24 protein-coding genes and 1 tRNA gene are annotated in these 22,952 nt (G+C 60.9%); 19 read left to right on the top strand and 6 right to left on the bottom strand.

Going from position 1 to position 22,952, the window contains the following annotated elements; translation table 11 throughout:
* Nucleotides 1-3 precede the first annotated feature (3 nt).
* The gene (locus tag NIBR502773_RS03335; RefSeq protein WP_065940051.1) at nucleotides 4-2,757 is read right to left on the bottom strand and encodes a response regulator; all 2,754 of its coding nucleotides are present in this window, start codon (nucleotides 2,755-2,757) and stop codon (nucleotides 4-6) included.
* Nucleotides 2,758-2,962: 205 nt separating this feature from the next.
* On the opposite strand from NIBR502773_RS03335, the gene NIBR502773_RS03330 reads away from it, so the two are divergent.
* Complete coding sequence (locus tag NIBR502773_RS03330) at nucleotides 2,963-3,691, top strand: response regulator transcription factor (RefSeq protein WP_141155364.1); 729 nt, start codon at nucleotides 2,963-2,965, stop codon at nucleotides 3,689-3,691.
* The gene (locus NIBR502773_RS03325; RefSeq protein ID WP_141155363.1) at nucleotides 3,681-5,048 is read left to right on the top strand and encodes a sensor histidine kinase; all 1,368 of its coding nucleotides are present in this window, start codon (nucleotides 3,681-3,683) and stop codon (nucleotides 5,046-5,048) included. The genes NIBR502773_RS03330 and NIBR502773_RS03325 overlap by 11 nt, the downstream gene beginning before the upstream one ends.
* Before the next feature lie 3 nt (nucleotides 5,049-5,051).
* On the opposite strand, the gene NIBR502773_RS03320 is transcribed toward NIBR502773_RS03325, so the two are convergent.
* Nucleotides 5,052-5,567: a DUF2062 domain-containing protein gene (locus tag NIBR502773_RS03320; RefSeq protein ID WP_065940048.1), complete on the bottom strand. Its 516-nt coding sequence runs from the start codon at nucleotides 5,565-5,567 to the stop codon at nucleotides 5,052-5,054.
* A 135-nt stretch (nucleotides 5,568-5,702) separates the two neighbouring features.
* Between NIBR502773_RS03320 and NIBR502773_RS03315 the strand changes: the two genes are divergently transcribed.
* The 8 genes from NIBR502773_RS03315 (at nucleotide 5,703) to murB (ending at nucleotide 12,558) form a co-directional block, all read left to right on the top strand.
* Nucleotides 5,703-7,928 (top strand): ComEC/Rec2 family competence protein, encoded by a 2,226-nt coding sequence (locus tag NIBR502773_RS03315; RefSeq protein ID WP_227451608.1) that lies wholly within the window; start codon nucleotides 5,703-5,705, stop codon nucleotides 7,926-7,928.
* Nucleotides 7,929-8,037: 109 nt separating this feature from the next.
* Complete coding sequence (locus NIBR502773_RS03310) at nucleotides 8,038-8,673, top strand: MotA/TolQ/ExbB proton channel family protein (RefSeq protein ID WP_065940046.1); 636 nt, start codon at nucleotides 8,038-8,040, stop codon at nucleotides 8,671-8,673.
* The gene (locus tag NIBR502773_RS03305; protein ID WP_027607319.1) at nucleotides 8,670-9,098 is read left to right on the top strand and encodes a biopolymer transporter ExbD; all 429 of its coding nucleotides are present in this window, start codon (nucleotides 8,670-8,672) and stop codon (nucleotides 9,096-9,098) included. Before NIBR502773_RS03310 ends, NIBR502773_RS03305 begins: the two co-directional genes overlap by 4 nt.
* Nucleotides 9,098-10,108, top strand: a complete 1,011-nt coding sequence (gene lpxK, locus NIBR502773_RS03300; RefSeq protein WP_027607318.1) for a tetraacyldisaccharide 4'-kinase — start codon at nucleotides 9,098-9,100, stop codon at nucleotides 10,106-10,108. The genes NIBR502773_RS03305 and lpxK overlap by 1 nt, the downstream gene beginning before the upstream one ends.
* Before the next feature lie 23 nt (nucleotides 10,109-10,131).
* Complete coding sequence (locus NIBR502773_RS03295; RefSeq protein ID WP_003174668.1) at nucleotides 10,132-10,317, top strand: Trm112 family protein; 186 nt, start codon at nucleotides 10,132-10,134, stop codon at nucleotides 10,315-10,317.
* The gene (kdsB, locus tag NIBR502773_RS03290) at nucleotides 10,314-11,078 is read left to right on the top strand and encodes a 3-deoxy-manno-octulosonate cytidylyltransferase (protein WP_065927093.1); all 765 of its coding nucleotides are present in this window, start codon (nucleotides 10,314-10,316) and stop codon (nucleotides 11,076-11,078) included. The genes NIBR502773_RS03295 and kdsB overlap by 4 nt, the downstream gene beginning before the upstream one ends.
* Complete coding sequence (locus tag NIBR502773_RS03285) at nucleotides 11,078-11,542, top strand: low molecular weight protein-tyrosine-phosphatase (RefSeq protein WP_115488830.1); 465 nt, start codon at nucleotides 11,078-11,080, stop codon at nucleotides 11,540-11,542. Before kdsB ends, NIBR502773_RS03285 begins: the two co-directional genes overlap by 1 nt.
* Nucleotides 11,539-12,558 carry a UDP-N-acetylmuramate dehydrogenase gene (murB, locus tag NIBR502773_RS03280; RefSeq protein WP_115488831.1) on the top strand — a complete coding sequence of 340 codons (1,020 nt, stop codon included), beginning with the start codon at nucleotides 11,539-11,541 and terminating at the stop codon, nucleotides 12,556-12,558. Before NIBR502773_RS03285 ends, murB begins: the two co-directional genes overlap by 4 nt.
* Before the next feature lie 63 nt (nucleotides 12,559-12,621).
* On the opposite strand, the gene NIBR502773_RS03275 is transcribed toward murB, so the two are convergent.
* Entirely contained in the window at nucleotides 12,622-13,293 is a 672-nt protein-coding gene (locus NIBR502773_RS03275; protein ID WP_115488832.1) for a Bax inhibitor-1/YccA family protein, read from the bottom strand.
* A gap of 152 nt (nucleotides 13,294-13,445) precedes the next feature.
* Between NIBR502773_RS03275 and NIBR502773_RS03270 the strand changes: the two genes are divergently transcribed.
* From NIBR502773_RS03270 to NIBR502773_RS03230, 8 genes are all read left to right on the top strand, one after another.
* Nucleotides 13,446-13,536 (top strand) — tRNA-Ser (locus tag NIBR502773_RS03270).
* Nucleotides 13,537-13,832: 296 nt separating this feature from the next.
* Nucleotides 13,833-14,396 (top strand): hypothetical protein, encoded by a 564-nt coding sequence (locus NIBR502773_RS30810; protein WP_257228137.1) that lies wholly within the window; start codon nucleotides 13,833-13,835, stop codon nucleotides 14,394-14,396.
* A 342-nt stretch (nucleotides 14,397-14,738) separates the two neighbouring features.
* On the top strand, nucleotides 14,739-15,635 hold the full coding sequence (locus tag NIBR502773_RS03260; protein ID WP_141155362.1) for a hypothetical protein: 897 nt from the start codon (nucleotides 14,739-14,741) through the stop codon (nucleotides 15,633-15,635).
* A 30-nt stretch (nucleotides 15,636-15,665) separates the two neighbouring features.
* Nucleotides 15,666-15,950 carry a hypothetical protein gene (locus tag NIBR502773_RS03255; RefSeq protein ID WP_027607310.1) on the top strand — a complete coding sequence of 95 codons (285 nt, stop codon included), beginning with the start codon at nucleotides 15,666-15,668 and terminating at the stop codon, nucleotides 15,948-15,950.
* Between the two features lie 101 nt (nucleotides 15,951-16,051).
* On the top strand, nucleotides 16,052-16,684 hold the full coding sequence (locus tag NIBR502773_RS03250; protein ID WP_141155361.1) for a hypothetical protein: 633 nt from the start codon (nucleotides 16,052-16,054) through the stop codon (nucleotides 16,682-16,684).
* A 501-nt stretch (nucleotides 16,685-17,185) separates the two neighbouring features.
* Complete coding sequence (locus tag NIBR502773_RS03240; RefSeq protein ID WP_115488836.1) at nucleotides 17,186-17,935, top strand: hypothetical protein; 750 nt, start codon at nucleotides 17,186-17,188, stop codon at nucleotides 17,933-17,935.
* 169 nt (nucleotides 17,936-18,104) lie between these two features.
* The gene (locus NIBR502773_RS03235; protein WP_083236513.1) at nucleotides 18,105-18,491 is read left to right on the top strand and encodes a GAF domain-containing protein; all 387 of its coding nucleotides are present in this window, start codon (nucleotides 18,105-18,107) and stop codon (nucleotides 18,489-18,491) included.
* A 166-nt stretch (nucleotides 18,492-18,657) separates the two neighbouring features.
* Nucleotides 18,658-18,927: a hypothetical protein gene (locus NIBR502773_RS03230; protein ID WP_065941792.1), complete on the top strand. Its 270-nt coding sequence runs from the start codon at nucleotides 18,658-18,660 to the stop codon at nucleotides 18,925-18,927.
* Nucleotides 18,928-19,180: 253 nt separating this feature from the next.
* Here NIBR502773_RS03230 and NIBR502773_RS30705 read toward each other — a convergent pair whose 3' ends face one another.
* From NIBR502773_RS30705 to NIBR502773_RS30600, 3 genes are all read right to left on the bottom strand, one after another.
* Nucleotides 19,181-19,687: a hypothetical protein gene (locus tag NIBR502773_RS30705; protein ID WP_174562737.1), complete on the bottom strand. Its 507-nt coding sequence runs from the start codon at nucleotides 19,685-19,687 to the stop codon at nucleotides 19,181-19,183.
* Nucleotides 19,688-19,752: 65 nt separating this feature from the next.
* Nucleotides 19,753-20,379 (bottom strand): helix-turn-helix domain-containing protein, encoded by a 627-nt coding sequence (locus NIBR502773_RS03220; RefSeq protein ID WP_065941794.1) that lies wholly within the window; start codon nucleotides 20,377-20,379, stop codon nucleotides 19,753-19,755.
* 4 nt (nucleotides 20,380-20,383) lie between these two features.
* Nucleotides 20,384-20,542, bottom strand: coding sequence for a hypothetical protein (locus NIBR502773_RS30600; RefSeq protein WP_162844266.1), 159 nt, complete (start codon nucleotides 20,540-20,542; stop codon nucleotides 20,384-20,386).
* A gap of 240 nt (nucleotides 20,543-20,782) precedes the next feature.
* Between NIBR502773_RS30600 and NIBR502773_RS03215 the strand changes: the two genes are divergently transcribed.
* The gene (locus NIBR502773_RS03215; RefSeq protein WP_141155359.1) at nucleotides 20,783-22,900 is read left to right on the top strand and encodes a TonB-dependent receptor domain-containing protein; all 2,118 of its coding nucleotides are present in this window, start codon (nucleotides 20,783-20,785) and stop codon (nucleotides 22,898-22,900) included.
* The last annotated feature ends 52 nt before the right edge of the window (nucleotides 22,901-22,952 follow it).

Raw genomic sequence — 22,952 nt, 5'->3', positions numbered from 1 at the left:
AATTCAGGCGCTGACCCGTGCTTCACTGGCCAGCCGTGCAATGGCCATGTCCAGTTCATCCAGCGCGGTCATGGCCTTGGCGTCGTCCTGCTTGAGCAGGGTTTCGGCGCGCTGGCAGGCGGCGCGCAGTTGCGGCACGCCACAGTAGCGGGTGGCGCCGTGCAGGCGGTGGACGCGTTCGATCAGGGCCAGGTTGTCCTTGGCCTCGCGGGCGACGTGAATGGCCTGGCGGTCGGCTTCCAGGGAGGCCAGCAGCATGGCCAGCATGTCGGCCGCCAGATCGGTCTTGCCGGCGGCCAGGCGCAGGCCTTCCTCGTGGTCCAGCACCGGCAATTGCACCCCGGGGCCCAAGCCTTCGACGGCGCGCTCCGGCACCTGGTTGCGCAGGGCCAGGCCGGTCCATTTCAGCACCACCTGGGCCAGTTGCCGTTCGCTGATGGGTTTGGTCAGGTAGTCGTCCATACCGCTTTGCAGCAGGGCGCGCTTTTCGTTGGCCATGGCGTGGGCGGTGAGGGCGACCACCGGCAAGGGCGTGCCATGGCGCTCGCTTTCCCACTGGCGGATCGCCTCGGTGCTCTGGCGTCCGTCCATGCCCGGCATCTGCACGTCCATCAGCACCAGGTCGAAGGTGTCCTGTTTCACCGCGTCGACCGCTGCGTAGCCGCTTTCCACTGCACGGACCTGCGCGCCCATGTCTTCCAGCAGGGTTTGCACCAACAGCAGGTTTGCCGGGTTGTCGTCGACACACAGCACACGCGGCGCACGGCTGGACAACGGCTCGCCCGGTTCACTGCGTGACGGCCGCGGGCTGATCAGGTCGGACAGCGCACGGCGCAGCTTGCGGGTACACGCCGGCTTGGCCTGCAACTGGCTGTTGGGGTTGGGTACCGACTCGTTGAACAGCATCTGTTCGGTGGTGGGGCACAGCACCAGCACTTTGCAACCCAGGTGTTCGAGGTCCCACAGGTGCTGGTTGAGGCGCTCGGGCGGAATATCGTTGGCGGTCACGCCGAGTACCGCGAGGTCGATAGCCTGCTCGGTCTGGTGAGCGCTGGTGATACCGTTGGTCAGGCTTTCCAGGGTATTGAACGGCGTGACTTCCAGGCCACAGTCTTCCAATTGGTGCTGCAGGGCCTGGCGCGCCAGGTCGTGGTTTTCCAGCACCGCCACGCGATGGCCCAGCAACGGCGCGCAGGGCAGGTCTTCGACGTCGTCGCGGGTCTTGGGCAGGTTCAGGCTGATCCAGAACTCAGAGCCTTCGCCCGGCGTGCTGTCGACGCCGATTTCACCGCCCATTTGTTCGATCAGGCGCTTGGAAATCACCAGGCCCAGCCCCGTACCGCCGGGCTGGCGCGACAGTGAATTGTCGGCCTGGCTGAACGCCTGGAACAACGCCCGCACGTCCTGGCTGGACAGGCCGATGCCGGTGTCCTGCACGCTGATGCGCAGTTGCACGCTGTCTTCCTGCTCGTCCTCGATCATCGCCCGGGCCACGATGGTGCCTTCGCGGGTGAACTTGATCGCATTGCTGATCAGGTTGGTGAGGATCTGCTTGAGCCGCAGCGGGTCGCCCACCAGCGCCAGCGGCGTGTCGCGGTACACCAGGCTGACCAGTTCCAGCTGCTTGGCATGGGCGGCGGGGGCGAGGATGGTGAGGGTGTCTTGCAGCAAATCCCGCAGGTTGAAGGGGATGCTGTCTAGCACCAGCTTGCCGGCCTCGATCTTCGAGAAATCGAGGATCTCGTTGATGATGCCCAGCAGGTTGTCGGCGGATTTTTCGATGGTGCCCAGGTAGTCCAGCTGGCGCGGGGTCAGCTCGCTTTTTTGCAGCAGGTGAGTAAAACCGAGTATGCCGTTGAGCGGCGTGCGGATTTCATGGCTCATGTTCGCCAGGAACTCGGACTTGATGCGGCTGGCCTCCAGGGCCTCCTTGCGCGCCAGGTCCAGCTCGATGTTCTGGATCTCGATGGTTTCCAGGTTCTGGCGCACGTCTTCGGTGGCCTGGTCGATGCTGTGCTGCAGTTCTTCCCGGGCATTTTGCAGGGTTTCGGCCATGCGGTTGATGCCCGATGCGAGCTGATCCAGCTCCTGGCTGCCCAAGGGTGGCAAGCGGGTTTCCAGGTTGCCGTCCTTGAGCTGGGCCACCGCTTGCTTGATCAGGCCAATCGGCGCGTTGATCGTACGGCTGATGCGCAAGGCCAGGGCCGCGGTGCAGATCAGGCCGATGGCAATCAGCAGCAGGCTGGCGAACAGGCTGCGATAGCCGCGCAGCAACATGCCGTTGTGGGACAGCTCCACCTCGACCCAACCAAGCAGGCGATCGGCTTCATCGGGGATCAAATCGCCCGCCAGGTTGCGATGGCGACCAAACACCGGCAGCAGGTAGCGCGTGGCGTCGTTGCCGGTGCGTTGCAGCAGGTGGGAGCTGTTGCCCACCGGCGGCTGGTTGAGCATGGTCGGGCCGGCGTGGGCCAGGGGCGTGCGGTCCGGCGCGAGGAACGCCACGGTGCGCACGTCCGTCTGTTCCAGGGATTGGGTGGCGATACGCTCCAGCAGGTCGGTATTCCTGCTGCCCATGGCCGGAGCCACCAGGGGCGCCAGCTGCTCGGCGATCATTTCGCCGCGTTGCAGCAACTGGGCCTGCAACTCCGAGAGCTGCATCCAGGTGAAGTACCCTCCCAACAACAAGGCCATCAGGCTGGTCGGTAATAAGGTCAGCAACAGTACGCGGCCTTTTATCCCCATTCTTTTAAGCACGCCACTCTCCTGCTACCACACTGATATCAATCTTCCGCGCCGGCATCCGGCCCGCGCCACCTGCGCAGTGTAGCCATTTGCGCGGCCTGGAATCTTGCAAATTAATGACAGAGGGCAATCTTCGGGCCGTTGGACGCCGTGTGGCGATTGCCTGCGGCGGGGTTATCTTGAATAATCAGTGATTGAGAATGACTTGCAGACGCTAATGAATCCCGCGGCAGTTGGCCTACCCCGTATCCTCACAATTGAAGATGACCCCGTGCTGGGTGCCTATGTGCATGAGCATTTGGGGCGCTGTGGCTTCCAGGTCACTTGGTGTCAGAACGGTCAGCAGGGCCTGGAGATGGCGCGCGACCAGGCATTCGACGTGGTGTTGATGGATATTCTGCTGCCGGGCCTGGATGGCTTGTCGATCCTCACCCATCTGCGCCGGAGCCATTCGATTCCGGTGATCCTGATGTCGGCCCTGGGCGCTGAAACCGATCGCGTCAGCGGTTTTCGCCTGGGTGCCGATGATTACCTGCCCAAACCCTTCAGCATGGTTGAGCTGCGCGTGCGTATCGAAGCCATCCTGCGGCGGGTGGCCCTGGATCGGCGCCCGTTGCCGACGCTTGCACCCGTGCGCGAGGATACCCCCACGCTGCGTTTCGATGACGAGCTGTGCGATGTTTTTCATCAAGGCCACTGGGCGGGCCTGACCCGCAGCGAATATCGCCTGCTGGAAACCCTGCACCGCAACGCTGAAGAAGTCCTCAGCAAAGCCTTCCTCTACCAGCACGTGTTGCAACGGGGTTATGCGCCCCATGATCGCAGCCTCGACATGCATATCAGCCAGATCCGCCGCAAGCTCAAGGCCATCGGCTACAGCGAGCGTGAGGTGCGCACGGTGTGGGGCAAGGGCTATGTGTTGAGCGGTCACGACGATGGGCTTTGAGGCATCGCTGAAACGGCTGCCGGGCAGGCACTCGTTATTCTGGAAACTTGCCTGCCTGCTGATCGCCTTCTGTTTGCTGATGATCTGGCTCAGTTGGTCCTGGGGCCGGTACATGGAGCAAAAGAACGCTTACCTGTCCGATGAGGCCAGGAGCACCTTGAGTGGTTATGCGGTCGGCGCCGAGCAGGCCTGGAACCAGGGCGGCAATGCCGGCGTTGATGCGTGGCTGCAGGCAATGGGCAAGCGCGAAAGCACGTGGATCGGGGTGATCGGTAATGACTTGCAGTCGTTGAGCAGCTACCCGCTGACCGACACGGAAAGCCAGCGCCTGACCTTCCTGCGGGGCCTGGACTGGCCGGTCAGCCGCCACGTCAAGGGGTTGCCGTGGTTGAAGATCCCGTTTGCGGTGGATCCGGGCGCCGGTTCGCTGGTGATTGAACTGCCGCAGCGCTTTATGCCGGGGCGCTACCAACTGTTCTGGCGGGTGCTGACCAACGGCGTGATTCCCGGCCTCTTTACCTTGTTGCTATGCATCGGTCTCTATCGGCTGCTGATCATGCCCCTCAATCAACTGCGCGAGCAGGCCAACGCATGGCGTGCCGATCAATTGAATACGCGGATGTCCCACGACGCCACCAGCCGCCAAGACGAATTGGGCGAGCTGGGGCGCGCGTTTGATCATATGTCCGAGCGCTTGCAGGGTACCGTGATGCTGCAACAGCAGCTGTTAAGGGACATGTCCCATGAACTGCGCACGCCCTTGAGCCGTTTGCGGGTGGCCTGTGACAGTGAGCAGGATCTTGCGCGCCTGCGTGAGCGGCTGGGTCGGGAGATCGACGCCATGCAGCGCCTGGTGGAAGACAGCCTGCAACTGGCCTGGCTGGATACCGAGCGGGCGCCGCTGCCCAAAGAAGATATTCAGGTGCAGGCGCTGTGGGACATGCTGCGCGAGAACGCGTGCTTTGAAAGCGGTTGGCCGGCATCGCGGCTGCCCTGCCTTCTAGGCGCCGACAGTTGGGTGAGGGGCAACCTGAATGCTCTGGCCCAGGCCCTGGAGAATATCCTGCGCAACGCCATACGCCATTCCCCGGCGGAGGGGGTCGTGTGCCTGGATGGCTGCCGCGAGGGGGAGTATTGGCACCTTTGGTTGGAAGACCAGGGCGGGGGAATCGATGAGCAGGATCTGGAGCGAATCTTTGCGCCGTTTACGCGGTTGGACGGTTCGAGGCCCGGCGATGGTGGCTTCGGGCTGGGCCTGAGCATCGCGCGTAATGCCGTGCAACGCCAGGACGGCAGCCTGTGGGCGGAAAATACCGGCCAGGGCTTGCGTGTGCACCTGCGGTTGCCGGCGCGATAGGTCTCAGCCTCGGCGCTGCCTGCGCTTTTTCCATTGGTGCGCGACCCACCAGCGCCAGTACCCCATGGTCAGGCAGTAGGCCAGTGCGCCCAGCACCAGCCCCAACACCACCGAACCCAGCAGGAAGGGCTGCCACAGCGTGCTCAACTGGCCGCTGATCCATTCCCAGGTCAGGTCGTCGGGCAGGCTGCGCGGTGGCACATTCATCAGCCAGGCGCCGGTCATGTAGGTGCAGATGAACACCACCGGCATGGTGATCGGGTTGGTCAGCCATACCAGGCTGATGGCGATGGGCATATTGCCGCGCACGGTGATCGCCAGCACTGCCGCCAGCAGCATCTGCAACGGGATCGGGATAAACGCCGCGAACAAACCCACGGCCATGGCGCGTGCCACGGAATGCCGATTCAGGTGCCAGAGGTTCGGGTCGTGCAGCAACGTGCCAAGAAACTGTAATGACTTGTGTTCCCTGATACTGGTGGGGTCGGGCATGTACCGTTTGAATAAGCGCCGAGGCATAGGGGGTCCAGGTCAGTTCGAGGGGCAAGTATGCCCGCATTCTATAAACAGAAAATTCAGACTTTGTGACAAAACATCATAGGACACGCTGGGCCCTCGTCTAAGACTGAGTGGATCACTTGAAAAGGAGTGTTCATGAAGACAGGGATGTTCGCGCTCGCGCTGGGGTTGCTTGCCTTGCGCTTTCTACCGGCGCTGCCGCCGACGGGATGGCTGATAGCCATGCTGGTGCTTGCATTGATGCTATTGCCCTTTCGTACGTCGCCACTGGCATTTTTCCTGTTGGGCTTGAGCTGGGCCTGCATCAGTGCGCAGTGGGCGCTGGATGATCGACTACGGCCGGTGCTGGATGGCCAGACGCGATGGCTGGAAGGCCGTGTAACCGGGTTACCGCAGCAGACAGAGACGGGCGTGCGTTTTGAGCTGGCCGACAGCCAGGCGCGCAACGCCCGGTTGCCCAAGCGCATCCGGGTGTTTTGGCACGGCGGGCCGCCGGTACGCAGTGGCGAGCGCTGGCGTCTGGCCGTGACGCTGAAACGGCCTGCCGGGCTGCTCAATTTTCATGGTTTCGATCAGGAGGCCTGGCTGCTGGCCCAGCGCATTGGCGCCACCGGCTCGGTGAAGGATGGTGAGCGCCTGGCGCCGGCGCGTCATGCCTGGCGTGACACTGTTCGCCAACGCCTGATGGCGGTGGACGCCCACGGCCGCGAGGCGGGCCTGGCGGCTTTGGTGCTGGGGGATGGCTCCGGGCTGGCGGCCGAAGACTGGCAGGTGTTGCAGGACACTGGCACGGTGCACCTGCTGGTGATTTCCGGCCAGCACATTGGCTTGCTGGCGGGGTTGATCTACGGGTTGGTCGCGCTACTTGCACGCTACGGCTGCTGGCCCCGTACCTGGCCGTGGCTGCCGTGGGCGTGCGGCCTGGCGTTTGCCGCTGCGCTGGGGTACGGCCTGCTGGCAGGGTTTGGCGTGCCGGTGCAACGGGCCTGCGTCATGGTGGGGCTGGTGTTGTTGTGGCGCCTGCGCTTTCGTCATCTGGGCTTCTGGTGGCCGTTGTTGCTGGCACTCAATGGCGTGCTGATCCTGGAGCCACTGGCCAGCCTGCAACCGGGATTCTGGCTGTCCTTCATGGCTGTCGCGGTGCTGGTCCTGGGATTTGGGGGGCGGTTGGGGCCGTGGAGCGTCTGGCAGGCGTGGACACGTCCCCAGTGCTTGATTGCCGTTGGTCTGTTTCCTGTGTTGCTGGTGCTCGGCTTGCCCGTCAGCGTCAGTGCGCCGCTGGCCAACCTGGTTGCCGTGCCGTGGATCAGCCTGGTGGTGTTGCCCCTGGCCTTGCTGGGGAGCGCATTGTTGCCGCTGCCGTATGCCGGGGAGGGTTTGTTGTGGCTGGCGGGCGGGGCGCTTGACGGGTTGTTCCGGGGCTTGGCATGGCTCGCTGGGCAAATGCCTGCCTGGATACCGGCCGAGGTGCCCCTGGGTTACTGGCTGATCAGCCTGGTCGGCGCGGTGCTGTTACTGCTGCCCAGCGGCGTGCCGTTTCGGCCCCTGGGCTTGCCGCTGCTGTTGTTGGCCGTGTTTCCACCCCGCGAGCTCGTGCCCCATGGGCGGGTGGAGGTGGTGCAGCTGGATGTCGGTCAAGGTCAGGCCTTGATCCTGCGTACCCGCCATCACACGTTGCTCTACGATGCCGGCCCGCGTTCGGGGACGGTTGACCTCGGTGCCCGTGTGGTAGTGCCTGCGTTGAAAAAGCTCGGCGTCGGGACGCTGGATATGATGCTGCTGAGCCACGCCGACGCCGATCATGCCGGTGGGGCGTCGGCTGTTGCCCGAGGGTTGCCGATCCGGCGTGTCGTGGGCGGTGAAACCGAGGGGTTGCCCGCGTTTCTCGCCACCCAGCCCTGTGTCAGCGGCGAACGGTGGGAGTGGGACGGTGTGGCATTCGAGCTGTGGCAGTGGCCTGATGCGATTGATGGCAATCCCAAGTCCTGTGTTCTGCAGGTCCAGGCCAATGGTGAGCGGCTGCTGCTCACGGGGGATATTGATCGGGCTGCCGAACGAGCATTTCTCGCGTCTTCGTTGGCCGTGCGCACCGATTGGCTGCAATCCCCTCACCATGGCAGCCGCAGTTCGTCGTCCTGGCCTTTTCTACAGCGGCTGGCGCCCACGTCGGTGCTGATTTCCCGTGGGCGTGGCAATGCGTTCGGCCATCCTCACCCGCAGGTGGTGGAGCGCTACCAGCGACTGGGCAGCCAGATATACGACAGTGCCGAGCTGGGCGCGGTGCGTGTGCAATTAGGGGCTTTCCAGCCACCGACTGTTGCGCGTAGTCAACGCCGTTTTTGGCGCGAAACGTTACCCTGAGCCGGCCATGCCAAAGACCGGCGCCTGGGACAGACGGGTCCATGGCCGACGAACCCCGCCGCCGAACCTATATGGTAAAGTGGCGCACTTTTTCGAGGGGACATTCACTGTGTGGGAATTGGTCAAATCTGGCGGCTGGATGATGTTGCCCATCATCCTGAGCTCCATCGCCGCACTCGGCATCGTTGCCGAACGTTTGTGGACCCTGCGCGCCAGTCGCGTCACCCCCGAGCATCTGCTGGGGCAGGTCTGGGGCTGGATCAAGAACAAGCAGCTGGACAAGGACAAACTCAAGGAACTGCGCGCCAACTCACCCCTGGGTGAAATCCTCGCCGCCGGCCTGGCCAACTCCAAGCATGGTCGCGAGATCATGAAAGAGTGCATCGAAGAGGCCGCCGCCCGGGTCATCCATGAGCTGGAACGCTATATCAACGCCCTCGGCACCATCGCCGCCATGGCGCCGTTGCTCGGTTTGCTGGGGACGGTACTGGGCATGATCGATATTTTCAGCTCGTTCATGGGCTCGGGCATGACCACCAACGCGGCCGTGCTGGCCGGCGGCATCTCCAAGGCCCTGATTACCACGGCGGCGGGCCTGATGGTCGGTATTCCTTCGGTGTTCTTCCACCGTTTCCTGCAGCGGCGCATCGATGAACTGGTGGTCGGTATGGAGCAGGAAGCCATCAAGCTGGTGGAAGTGGTGCAGGGCGACCGTGATGTGGACCTGGTTGGGGGCAAAGCGTGAAATTTCGCCGCAAGCAACGGGAAAATGTCGACATCAACCTCGCGTCGTTGATCGACGTGGTGTTTATCCTGCTGCTGTTTTTTGTCGTCACCACCACCTTCACCCGGCAGACCGAACTGCGCGTCGACCTGCCGGAAGCCGTGAGTGGCTCGCCGGCCGAAGACCAGGAAGTCAAGCAACTGGACATCGCCATCAGCGCCGACGGGGCGTTTTCGGTGAATAACCAGGTGCTGGAGAAAAACGACCTCGCCAGCCTCATGGCGGCCCTGGAGAAAGAGTCCGGCGGCGATACCAAGATGCCGTTGTCCATCAGTGCCGATGGCAAGACCCAGCACCAGGCCGTGATCACGGCGATGGACGCCGCCGGCAAGCTCGGTTTCAGTCATCTGCGCATGAGCACTGTCGAGGCGGCGAGCCAACCCTGATGGCCATGTCCGATCGTTTGCTCAAGGCCTGGTACGAGGGCCATCCGGCGCTGGCGTTGTTGCGGCCACTGGAGTCTTTGTATCGCCGGGTGGTGCAGCGCAAGCGCGCGCGGTTCCTGGCGGGAGAGGGCGAGATCTATCAATCGCCGGTGCCGGTGGTAGTGGTCGGTAATATCACTGTGGGCGGCACCGGCAAGACGCCGTTGATCCTGTGGTTGATCGAACACTGCCGACGCAGTGGCCTGCGGGTGGGTGTGGTCAGTCGCGGCTATGGCGCCAAGCCACCGCAGTTGCCCTGGCGCGTCGAGGCCAGCCACAGCGCCACGGTGGCGGGTGACGAGCCTTTGCTGATCGTGCAGCGCTGCGGCGTGCCGCTGATGATCGATCCCGACCGCAGTCGTGCAGTGCAGGCCTTGCTTGCCAGCGAGACCCTCGACCTGATCCTCTCCGACGACGGCCTGCAACACTACCGCCTGGCCCGTGACCTGGAACTGGTGCTGATCGACGCCGCCCGGGGCCTGGGCAATCGCCGTTGCCTGCCGGCCGGGCCATTGCGCGAGCCGGTTGAGCGCTTGCACAGTGTGGATGCGCTGCTCTACAACGGTGCCGGCTCGGATCGCGACGATGGCTTTGGGTTTCGCCTGCAACCTACCGCACTGGTCAACCTGCACAGCGGCGAGCGCCAGTCGCTGGCGTACTTTCCTGAGGGGCAGCAGGTACATGCGGTCGCCGGTATCGGTAATCCACAACGTTTCTTCAACACCCTTGAAACGCTACACTGGCAGCCGATTCCCCATGTTTTTGCCGACCACGCGCCCTACAGCGCCGAGGTCTTGAATTTTACCCCGTCATTGCCACTGGTCATGACCGAGAAGGACGCGGTGAAGTGCCGCGCCTTTGCCCAGCCCGACTGGTGGTACCTTGCGGTGGATGCGGTGCCGTCGCCGGCGTTCGTCGCCTGGTTCGACACGCAGCTGATGCGCCTGCTGCCCGCCCGTCTTTTGCCTTAAACGCTGCTATCCAGGAAACACTCATGGACACCAAACTGCTCGACATCCTCGCTTGCCCGATCTGCAAAGGCCCGCTCAAGCTCAGCGCCGATAAAACCGAGCTGATCAGCAAGGGCGCCGGCCTGGCGTACCCGATCCGTGATGGCATCCCGGTGATGCTGGAAAGCGAAGCCCGCACCCTGACCACCGACGAGCGCCTGGATAAATGACCACTGCCTTTACCGTTGTCATTCCTTCCCGCTACGCCTCGACACGCCTGCCGGGCAAGCCGCTGCAACTGATCGGCAGCAAGCCGATGATCCAGCTGGTGTGGGAACAGGCCTGCAAAAGCAGTGCTGAGCGCGTCGTGGTGGCCACTGATGACCCGCGCATCATCGAGGCCTGCAAAGGGTTCGGCGCCGAAGCGGTGCTGACCCGTGAAGATCACAACTCCGGCACTGACCGCCTGGCCGAAGTGGCCACGCAGTTGGGCCTGGCGCCAGACGCCATCGTGGTCAATGTACAAGGCGACGAACCGTTGATCCCGCCGGGCGTGATCGACCAGGTGGCCGCCAACCTGGCTGCCCATGGTGAAGCGCGTATGGCGACCCTGGCCGAGCCGATTGAAGACATCGACACCCTGTTCAATCCGAACGTGGTCAAGGTGGTCAGTGATGTCAACGGCCTGGCGCTGACTTTCAGCCGTTCGACCTTGCCCTGGGCGCGTGATGCCTTCGCCAGGAACCCTGACCTGTTGCCCGAAGGCGTGCCGTACCGTCGCCATATCGGCATCTACGCCTACCGTGCCGGTTTTTTGCATGACTTCGTGAGTTGGGGCCCGTGCTGGCTGGAAAACACCGAATCCCTGGAGCAGCTTCGAGCCCTCTGGCACGGCGTACGTATCCACGTGGGGGACGCCCTGGAAGCACCGCCTGCGGGTGTTGATACCCCGGAAGACCTTGAGCGCGTCCGTCGCCTGCTGGGGGCCTGATGGAGGTTCTGTTTGTCTGCTTGGGCAATATCTGCCGCTCGCCCACCGCTGAGGGCGTACTGCGCCATAAATTGCGCGAAGCCGGGTTGGCGGGGCAGGTCGACGTAGCGTCCGCCGGCACCGGCGAATGGCATATCGGCAACCCGCCGGACCAGCGCAGCCAACGTGCGGCACTGGTGCGCGGCTACGATTTGTCGGCCCAGCGGGCCCGGCAGGTCTCCCGCGCCGACTTTGCACGCTACGACCTGATCCTGGCCATGGATCACAGCAACCTGCGCAACCTCAAGGCCATGCAGCCCGGCCAGGGCAAGGCGGAGCTGGACCTGTTCCTGCGGCGCTATGAGGCTGAAGTGGACGAGGTGCCGGATCCCTACTACGAAGGCGAACAAGGCTTCGAACGGGTCCTGGACTTGATCGAGCAGGCGTGTGATTTACTGGTGATCGAATTGAAGGGGCGGTTATGACCTTGCAAGTGCGGGCGCAGGTGTCGCTCAAGCCATTCAACAGCTTTGGCATTGATGTGCGTGCCCAACTCTTCGCCGAGGCCCGCAGTGACGCCGATGTGCGCGAGGCACTGGCCTATGCGTCGACCCAGGCGTTGCCCTTGCTGGTGATTGGCGGTGGCAGCAACTTGCTGCTCACCCAGGACATTCCTGCCCTGGTGTTGCGCATGGCCACCCAGGGCATTCGTGTGCTGCAGGATGATGGCGTGCAGGTGGTGGTCGAAGCCGAAGCAGGCGAGGCCTGGCACCCGTTTGTACTGTGGACCCTGGAACAGGGCTTCTGCGGCCTGGAAAACCTCAGCCTGATCCCCGGCACCGTCGGTGCTGCCCCCATGCAGAACATCGGCGCCTACGGCGTGGAGATCAAGGACGTCTTTGCCGGCTTGACCGCCCTCGATCGCCAGACCGGCGAGTTGCGCGATTTCAGCCTGGAAGAATGCAACTTTGCCTACCGTGACAGCCTGTTCAAGCATGAAATCGGGCGCTGGTTGATCCTGCGGGTACGCTTTGCCCTGAGTCGCGCCAGCCACCTCAAGCTCGACTACGGCCCAGTGCAGCAGCGCCTGGCAGGGCAGGGGATCACCGAGGCGACACCGAGCGATGTCAGTCGCGCGATTTGCAGTATCCGTAGCGAAAAATTGCCCGACCCGGCAGTGCTTGGCAATGCCGGCAGCTTCTTCAAGAACCCGCTGGTGTCCAAGGTCCTGGCTGAAGAGTTACAGGCGCAGTATCCGGACCTGGTGGCTTACCCGCAGGCGGATGGGCAGATGAAGCTGGCCGCTGGCTGGCTGATCGACAAGGCCGGCTGGAAGGGCTTTCGTGACGGCGATGCCGGCGTGCACACGCTGCAAGCGCTGGTGTTGGTCAACTATGGCGGCGCCACAGGCCACGATATTGCCAACCTGGCCCAACGTATCCAGCGGGATATCGCCCAGCGTTTCAAGGTCGAGCTGGAAATGGAACCTAACCAGTACTAATGCCGTGAAAACAAAAATGCCCCGCATCTTTCGATACGGGGCATTTTTTATGCAGCGAGTAAATCAGTCGTCGCGGCTCATGATGCCGAAGATCTGCAACAGGCTGATAAACAGGTTGTAGATCGACACATACAGGCTGACGGTCGCCATGATGTAGTTGCGCTCACCGCCGTGGATGATGGCGCTGGTCTGGAACAGGATGCACACGGAGGAGAACAGCACAAAACCCGCGCTGATAGCCAGTTGCAGGCCGCTGATCTGGAAGAACATGCCCGCCACCACCGCCGCCAGCAACACGAAGAAGCCTGCGGTGATGAAACCACCCAGGAAGCTCATGTCCTTGCGGGTGATCAGCACGTAGGCCGACAGACCACCAAACACCAGGGCGGTCATGGCAAACGCCGAGCTGACCACTTCCGCACCGCCGGCCATACCGAGGTAACGGTTGAGGATCGGGCCGAGGATAAAGCCCATGAAGCCGGTCAAGGCAAACGCCGACACCAGGCCCCAGGCCGAGTCACGCAGCTTGTTGGTCAGGAAGAACAGGCCATAGAAACCGATCAGTACGACAAAGATATTCGGGTAGCCGACGTGCATCTGCTGGGCCACGAACGCCATTAAGCCGCTGAATGCGAGGGTAAGGGCGAGCAGTCCATAGGTGTTGCGCAACACGCGGCTGACTTCAAGCTGCTCAGCCTGCGCGTTACCATTCACTGCGTAATTCTGTTCGCGCATGGCGACACTCCTTCGGTTTTGAAACGTTCAGTCGCAAAGATCATAACAGACGCTCTGTAACAAGCGATGGCGAGAGTTTGACAGTGTGTTTCATTCGGGTATTATGGCGCCCGCTGAGACAGGATGGGCTATCCTAATCCTGTGATGCACAAGGGAAATTGGCAGAGTGGTTGAATGCACCGGTCTTGAAAACCGGCGAACGTTAATAGCGTTCCCAGGGTTCGAATCCCTGGTTTCCCGCCAAGATTCAAACGAAAGCCCCGCGATTGCGGGGCTTTTGTGTTTCTGGGGTTTGGCGATCTTCTGCTTACTGTGCCCTGTAGCAGACTCGCGCAACCAATATTGATGATTGCCGATGCAGCCCGGGATCTGAATCACGCAACTGAAACCACTTCAACGGGCACATTGAATTTGTGGTTTTTCCAGTCAGCTTTTGCTCGTCATCTTTTTGTTTTTTTACTACTATCGTTCATCTGCGCACTCAAGGAAGAGAGGCTGAGCGCCTTGAGGCTGGTAGAAAAATTACACTCGATCATTGAATGAGTTATTACTTTTACCCAGAACCTAACGACTCAGCCATCCGTAATTACCTCTTGGTGGAACCGATGGATAAAATGTGTGGCATCGTTGTAGTGGTAGGGCTTGCCCTCTCTGGATGCGCTACGAAAACTCCAGAAAAACCTGATGTGACTCCACCTCCTGCCGTCGTCCAGGAAGCACCGCCTGAAGTCGCACCTTCGACACCAGAAAAATGGACTGTGCGATATGAGGCTGCACCCACGAACGCCAGTGCTGACGCGCCGAAAGCAGCTTCTCCGGAGGCGGCTCAGTCAGAATCAGAAACAAACTTGAACCAAAATCGCGCTGAGCAATGCCGTAAAGAATTGGATGTTTTAAAGGTCTACAACAAAGCGTCTTACGATAAATACGAGGCGCAATACCAGGCCATTGCTGCCAAGACTGCCAAATACATGGAAATTAAAGACTCATTGGGTCCCGATTTAAACTACATGGTTATGCCGGCTTATCAATTTCAAATTCGTGAGTTCTGCTTCCGAGTTAAGACCCGTCTGTCGGAGCTTGTGCTTCGCCAAGCCCGATAATGATTCCGCGTCCGGGGACGTCTTTTGCCCGCTAGGGAAACGCTGAAAAAGACTTCCATCTCTGGTGAAGCAAGCGCTGCATTGTCCGAAAGATGACGAGGGTCCCAGGCGTGGTTTCCCGCCAGGACTTAAACGAAAGCCCCGCCTTAGCGGGGCTTTCGTGTTTCCGGCCCCAATGTCGCGAACGTTGTGAACCCGTTGGCATTAACCCATATGCACAGGGAACGATGTTAATGGGCCATGTTCCAACCTGCCGTGCCAAGCCCGCCCAATGACGGCAGGGTTCAATCGGCCCCGCATAAACAGCGGTGCGCGCAACCCCATTACAAGGACGCAAGCGTTATGCAGTCATCCCCCTCCCAAGCGCCTTCCGCCACCGGCGAACTGATCGCCAGTTTCCGTCACGGCAAGGGTTTTCTGATTTTCAGTTTGATATTTGGCGTTGTGTTGTTAGGTCTCGCCGGGTTTGTGTTGTATCTGGGCACGATCCTGCCACCGGGCAATGAGGGGCCGGTCAGCCTCCAGACGTCCCGTGGCATGGCCTTCAACTTCAGCAGCCCCCATACCTTGATTTACGCCACCAGCGCTTTGCTGGCGGTTCTCGGGCTGGGTGTATTTGCCGCTTACGCCTGGCACAGGAAACTGCGTGCGCCGCTTTACGACGTGTATGAACATGGTATCGAGCGCATCATCAACGATCAGCGCGAATACACCGCCTTTGCCGAGATTGATGACCTGTATCTGTTCGGCTCCGGGCAAACCGTGCTGACCGGCATGATCACCAATGTGGCTTACCGTCGTAATGCCTCCGAGCCGTTTCATCGAGTGATCGAGAGCCTCAAGGGTTTTCACGATTTCCAGCAGTTGGTCCGTGAGCTGCACGTACGTGCACGTCTGCCGGGGGTGCTGGCGACGCTGGAGTCGGGTGGGGCAGTCAGGTTTAATTGCATCAGCTCCGGGCAGGTCTGGGGCAAGCGCGTCAGCGGCAACTTCCTCAAAATCACCACGACGCCGATTGTGGTGAGCCGGGATTTCCTCGAATACCAGGGGCGCAAGGTGCCGATGTCGTCGCTGCGTACCGTCGACCTCAACGCCTGGACCGAAAAGGTGGTGATCAAGGACGAGAGCGGCAAACCCGTGTTGTCGACCATCGCCACCGGCATTCTGAGCCACGACCTGTTCCTCAACACACTCGATTCCGTGTTTGCGGTTGAAGAGCAAGCACGCGAGCCGGCTTGAGCCAATCGTGTCATTCATGAGGATTAAACGATGATCTATCGCGGCGCAGGCTGGCTGACACTGTTCACGCCGGTGGCCATGGTGTTGTTGCTGATGGGGGTGTGGCCCGACCCCAGCGTCAAACCCGGCAATACCTCACTGATGCAACTGTTGATGGGTGTGGGGATTGGCTCGGCCATCAACACCGTGCTGGGCTTTGTCCTGAATCGGCAGGTGCATGAAGATGGCGTGCGCCATCACTTCTTTTTCATGCCCATGCAGTGGCCGGCGCTGGCGATCATGATTGTCTGCGCGGTGATTGCCCTGCTCAAGTAAGGCTGCCCGTAGGCGGGCGTCCAACTAACGGTTTGAGGGGTACGCGAAGACTCCTGGTTTTTCGCCCATTATTGAACGCTGCAATCCCTGGAGCCTGCTGGATGAACCGTCAAGACCCGCCTCACCTCGTCGCCACCCTTCCCGGAGCGCCAAGCACTGGAAGCCCTGTCGCGCACCCACCCACCTGGTATTACGGCCCGGATCTACCGAGCGTTGGCGGCAGTGGTCGGGGGATCCTGGGGTTCTACATTGCGCTACTGATGCTGTTGCCGGGCTACGGGCTGGTGATGTTGCTCCTGGCCGGGCTCGGAGCGCTGCAGGGCGCGCCGCCCAGCGCTGAATCGAGTTTTACGACGTCGACGCTCATCCTGTTCATGCTCGGTACCGCAGTGCTCATCGGTGCGATGTTTGCCTGGATGGCCTCTACGCCTCACGTGGAGGCCTTTACGTTCGATGAAAACCAGCAACTGCTTAGCCTCACGGTTATCCGTCGTGGCCGCGGGCCCTACGAAGTGCGGGTGCCATTCAGCAACATCATTTACGTCTGCCCCTACGTCCTCGCCCGGTTTGATCGCTATGGGCATTTCCACCTCGTGGGTCAGGGGCCCAAGGACAAGGTTTTCGAATATCAGTTGGGTGAGGGTATCTCTCTGGACGAAATGGCGTTCCACGCTGAATGGTTGCGGGGAATGATAGGGGCGCGGATGCACGAGCTGGTGAATCTGGATAAATGAAACATTCGCGTTAATACCAGACGCGTAGTGTCGGGCCGTCCGCGCTTGAAACCCGCGCGAACGCTACTGCGGCAGCAATGGCATTTAAGTTGATGGCCCCAAATACAGGGCGAAAACTGCCCCAGCCACACTCGCAGCTGATCTTAAAGGCAGTGACCCATGGCTCAGCAGAAAAGCTGAGCCACCGATAGCAGGCAAATCACTTGGACAAAAATCTGAGCTCGAATGGGATGTTTCATCTGTGCGACCCTCCTGTACAGCTGCGGGGGAGAAGTGCCGTACGCGATGTAGATCCTCCCTGGATCGCCAACAACACTCGCAACTGTTCCATTGAGTATAGGCCCTGAAACGAATCTTTCACGATTGGGCCGATTCAGCGCCCGGCATGCTCTGCTTACAACTATCTGCCCAGCCCATCGCACTTTTTTTCATTTCTCCAATCTATCTTTGTCCCAGCCCTGCCGATTTCCCGCGCGGGCAAAAGAACCAGATCGGGTGCCGATGGCTCGCACGTTACTTTTATTCAAGACTCGACAAGTGCGTCGGCCACTGTGGCTGGCCGTGGTGTTAATGCTCTGCGCCAGTGGCTGTACCCAGCAGCAGGGACGCGACATCGCCAAGCAGTTCAGTAACGGCAAACCCGATGAATTCTTCCAGACCAGTGTCGATCGCATGGCAACCCTGGGCATGCGCGACAACTTGCAAAGCCTGTATTTGCTCATGAACAAGCTCTACCTGCGCAACCCCAACCAGTGGCGCCAGTCGGGTTATCCGGATGCGGTGAGCGCTGCGCGGGAGATCCGCCTGGCCATTGAGCAGCGCCGCTCATTGCCTGCCCTCGGGGAGCGTCGCGACCTGGCGGCGCTGAGCTACTCCTTGAGCCCTGAGTTTCAGGGCGACCGGGTCGGGGCGTTTATCTATGCCATCGGCAGTATGATCGTGACCGCCCACGGTGGGCGTACCGAGTTCTACATTACCGACTCGATCAACCCGCAGTTCGTCAGCAACGCCGCGCGCAATATCGAGAAGGCCACCTGGTTGCTCAGCAAGCGCCAGGATGCAAATGGCGTCCTGCTCCTGTTTTCCAACGAGATCTCGGAGGAGGGCAGCAACCTGAGTTTCGCCGTCGAGTTCGGCAAGATTGTTGCGCGCCTTGACCTGTTGACCCAGATGCTCGACGAGCGCTACCGCCGTATTGGGCTTAACTATGCACAAAGCCTGTTGCTGATGAATTTCCTGCCCGTGCAGTAATGCATTTCGTCGGCAGTGAGTTAAGCCGTACCACCGATGGCCGATGCAGTGATGACGCCTGTGACTGGAGGAGAGCGTTATCAAACATCTAACGGTTGAAGAGTTGGACGCCATTACGGAAATTGAAACCACGTCCAACATTTTGCGACTCACCACGCGTTTGACTGGAATGCGGTTTTCCGCCATTTCCAAGATGACCGAAAGTCACTGGGTGGCCTGTGCCGTGCACGATGAGTTGCATTTCGGGCTGGAGGTGGGCGACGAGTTGCGGGTCGAAGCCACCCTATGCAACCAGGCACGCGCCAATCGCAAGTCGATCATCATCGAGCACGCCAGCAAGGATCCGGTGTTCTGGGAGCATCCGTTGCCCAAGGCCCATGGGTTTGAGAGTTATATCTCGTTGCCCATTGTGTTTTCGGATGGCACCGTCTTCGGCACTTTGTGCGCCCTGGATGTGTTGCCCAAGCAGCTTGAGAACCCACAGATGTTCGAAATCCTGAGTATATTTACGCGGCTTATCGGCACCACCTTGGAGTTGCAACGCAGCCGGGCATGAGCCGAGCTTATTTTGCCGGCGGCAAGCCTTTTAAGCGTTGAATGTGGCCTTGGGGAGTGCTGTTTCTCTTTCTGCTGTAGGAATTTGCCTGTCTTGCATCCCGATGCTTGAAACAGCTGTCTGTGCACAATAGCCTCGGATTTTTCTGAAAAAACGAGGCCCTACCTTGGGTAAGCGAAAAACGGCTTGGCCGACGGACCGCGAAATACGCCTGCGCTTTATCCTCTTCGCTGTGATCGACGCTGCCAGCGTTCAGGGCGTTCCCTCCGAGTTGTTGCTCCCCGCGCATAAACTGCTGCGGGACTCGCCGACAGAAGCGCAGTTGCTCGCCGCCCTGGATGAAATTCTTGCTGCTGATGAAATGCATGGGTTCAGGTTGCCACCGGGCTCGGAGGCCGATGAATTGATGCAGTCGCTGGAGAAGCCCGACGGCTAGGGTCATCCGTTAGATCGTTTATTTCCTTAAGGTTGGACGAGATTCCTCAATCGAATATCCATGACGTCCATTCACGCCAGGTAACGGATGCAAGTAACGCAATAGCGTCCGATTCATTGTCATCGCACCCGATGCAGCTGTCTTGTTCGACAAAGCGTCCCCGGGAACATCCATTCCTGCTGCTCTGCCGGCGTCTTGTGCAGCCCTCCGGCCTCTCTAGAATCGGCACCAGAACCTAGCCATTTCCTGTCGATTACGGAGTTTCGAACATGATGAATGCAATGCAGATGCCGATGAACACCTCCATGCCAATGATGCCGATGATGGGCATGCCGATGATGATGGCCACCATGAAATGCGAAATGGCCGCTGACGCCATGATGTGCACCATGAAGCCGGCAGCCGGCATGGACATGGCCCAGTTCAAGACCAATGCCGAAATGATGGCGATGATGATGAACTGCGGCATGCCGATGATGATGCAGTGCGCCAACCTGTCGATGATGTGCATGTCGGCCGACGCCATGGCCATGATGACCGGCATGAACATGATGCCGATGATGGGCATGCCGATGCCGATGATGAAGTGCGTCATGGAATGCACCATGATGGCCGACGGCATGATGTGCAAAATGATGCCGATGCCGGGCATGAGCATGGACATGATGAACAACTGCTGCATGCTCATGAACAAAATGATGAACGACTGCGCCATGCCCATGATGATGAGCTGCAACGGCATGCCGATGATGTGCTGCACCTGCTGACAGGTCCCGCGCGATGAAAAAACGCCCCGATAAGTCGGGGCGTTTTTTTTTGCCGTGATTAATCCAGCCGCTCGGGGTAGGTGATCACCAGGAACGCCACGGCTTCGCTGTCCGCCGGGTTGCGGTAGCGGTGGGGCTGGTCGGCGTAGAACAGGATTGAATCGCCGGTGGACAGCAGGTAGCGCTCGTCATTGACGCTGACTTCCAGCACGCCTTGGGCCACCACCAGGTTTTCCTGGATGCCCGGGCCGTGGCCTTTGGACACTTCCTCCCCAAGCGCACGCAGGCGAATCTCGTAGAATTCGGACTGGCGTGCCGTATCGTAGGGAAACAATGCGCGGCTGATAAACGCGCCATCGGCACTCACCAGGCGCTTGCTCTGCTGCGCCGGCAACACTTCCACCCCTTCGAACGCGCGATCTTCCAGGAACGCCGCCACCGACACCTTCAGGCCCTTGGCAATTTTGCACAACACCTTGATCGACGGCACGCTGCGCCCGGATTCGATCTGCGCCAGCATTGCCCGGCTCACGCCGCAGGCGCGTGCAAGTGCGTCCAGTGACAAGTGCCGTTTGCTGCGCAGGCGTTGCAGGTTATGCGCCACGCACAAGCTGATCACATCGTCATCGGTGCTGGGCTTGGGCAGCGGTTCGGGCGGTTCGGGAATCACATGCAGGAAATTCATAGGCCTACGCCCGGCGTGTATCGCTGGGCGTTGCGGCGTGGGTGGTAAACACCGCCAACCCTGCGCGCGCCGCGTACATCGCCCACATCAACTCGGCCGCAGCACGTGCCTGGCGGCGTTTGCGGTGGAGGGTAAAGTCGATGACGGTGGCGGATGCAGGCATGGGAGGCGATCTCGTAGGTGACTCAATGGCTCCACAGTAATGCGTACTGGTTATTTCTTTAAATACTGAGTTTGCATGTATTAATTCGATTTTGGACTTAAAAAATAAATCCGGTCCGACGCTGTTGTGGGAAGGGTCTGGTCCGTTATTAAGGCGTGACTTGGCGGGCATCGTTGTCTTCCCATCACTGTTCGCGTGACGGCCCAGCCTTTCACGCCCCCGAATTCCAAGGATCCGCCCATGCTGCTGCGCCCACCTCCGTTCCTGTTCGCCGCCCTGACCTTTAGCTCCCTGGTGCACGCCGAAGACCTGCAATTGGCACCGGTCGAAGTCACCACGCCCGAGGCCGGCGTCGGCGAAGTGGCCCAGGCGCAGCTCAAGAGCGTGCCCGGCGCCACCAATTACATCGACATGAGCAGCGTGCAGCAGGGGCGGGTGAGCACCAACGAAGACGTGTTCAAGTACCAGCCGGGTGTGTATGCCAAGGCGGCGAATAACGAAGGGGTGAAGCTGTCCATTCGCGGTTCGGGCCTGAACCGCAGCCCAGGTGCCCACGCCTCCGGGCTCTATGAGATGTTCGATGGCTTGCCGCTGACCGGCCCCGGCGGCACCCCATATGAACTCAAGGACCCATTGTGGCAAAGCCGCGTCGAGGTATTGCGCGGCGCCAACGGTTTTGATCAAGGCGCGTTGGCCCTGGGCGGCGCGGTCAACTACGTGACCCATACCGGCTACGATGCGCCCAAACTGCAAGTGCGTTACGAAGCCGGCAGCCGTGGCTATGCCCAGCGCGAGATCAGTTCGGGCCAGGTGCTGGGGGATGCCGACTATTACATCAGCCTCACCGACTCGGAATCCGACGGCTATCAGCGCCAGAGCGCCGCCACCGGCAAGGGCATGGCCGCCAACTTCGGCTACCGCTTCAACCCGGACCTGGAAACCCGCTTCTATTTCCGCTACCGCGAAACCACCAACGACACCCCCGGCAAACTCACCCGCGCCCAGATCAGCCACGACCCGCGCGCCGCCAACAGTCTCAACGCTGCCCGCGATTCCAAGCGCCTGCAACCGGGTTCCACCTGGATCGCCAACAAGACCACCTTGCAGTTGGACGACAATTCGCGCCTGGAAGTCGGGCTGGCCTATCACGATTACCCGATGGACCTGCGCGAAGGCACCAACCGTCTCAAGGTGGCCTACACCGATATCAGCAACACCTTGAATTACATCCGCCAGGACACGCTGTTCGGCCACGACAGCAAAACTACCCTCGGCCTGCGCACCACCCAGGCGATGCCCAACAACGGCGCATCGGAATACGTGCGCACGCCAGCCGGCAACACCGCAACCTACGCCCCCGGCACCAAGACCCGCGACTACAGCTACCTGGGCTCCGACACCGTGCTGCATATCGGCAACGACCTGGAACTGGCCCAGGACCTGTGGCTGACCACCGGCCTGGCCGCGATCTACACCCGCCGCGAGACCCAGGTCACCTATCCCGAAGGCCAGGCACCGCTCAGCCAGCATGACTGGGACTACGCACCGCGCATCGGCCTGCGCTATGACTTCACCCCGCAATTGCAGGTGTACGGCAACTTGAGCCGCTCGGTCGAGCCGCCGCATGCGTGGTCGATGATATGGGGTTCCAACAAATACTTTCCAGCGGGCAGCGGCCCGGCCACTGGATTACAGCGCGAAGGCGTCAGCCTGAAAAACCAGACTGCCACCACCCTGGAAATCGGTGGCCGTGGCGAAGCATGGCTCGGCCAGTGGGACCTGGCGCTGTACCGCTCCGAAGTGCGCCACGAACTGCTTACCGTGGAAACCCAGGCCCAGACCTCAACCAGCAATGCCATCGTCGCCGAATCCAACGCCAGCCCCACGGTGCACCAGGGCGTGGAACTGGGCCTGCTCAGCCCGCTGTGGGACGGTGGCCGCAGCGGTAAGCTCGACCTGCGCCAGGCCTATACCTTCAGCGACTTCCACTACCGCGACGACGACCGTTTCGGCGGCAACCGCTTGCCGGGCATCCCCCAGCACTACTATCAGGCGCAACTGCGCTACAGCCACCCGACGGGCTTCTACACCAGCCTCAATACCGAGCATTCCTCGCGGGTGGCGGTGGATTACGCCAATTCCTATTACGCCGCGTCCTACACCCTCCTGGGCGCCACCTTCGGCTACGACGCACCCAAGCAGGACTGGCAAGCCTGGGTCGACCTGCGCAACCTCACCAACCGTCGCTACGCCAACACCGTCACGCCGGGCTACGACGACAAGGGCCTGGATGTCGCACGCTCAACCCCGGCCGACGGCCGCGGAATCTACACCGGTGTCTCATGGAGCTGGCGCTAAGCCGCAGCTATCCAGCCCCCTGTGGCGAGCAGGCTGCGACGGGGAGGGCCTT

The sequence above is a fragment of the Pseudomonas sp. NIBRBAC000502773 genome (assembly GCF_006517195.1).
GTDB classification, from domain to species: Bacteria; Pseudomonadota; Gammaproteobacteria; order Pseudomonadales; family Pseudomonadaceae; genus Aquipseudomonas; species Aquipseudomonas marginalis.
Note: the sequence above shows the minus strand (reverse complement) of the source record. Positions and strands in the feature narration are given on the sequence as shown.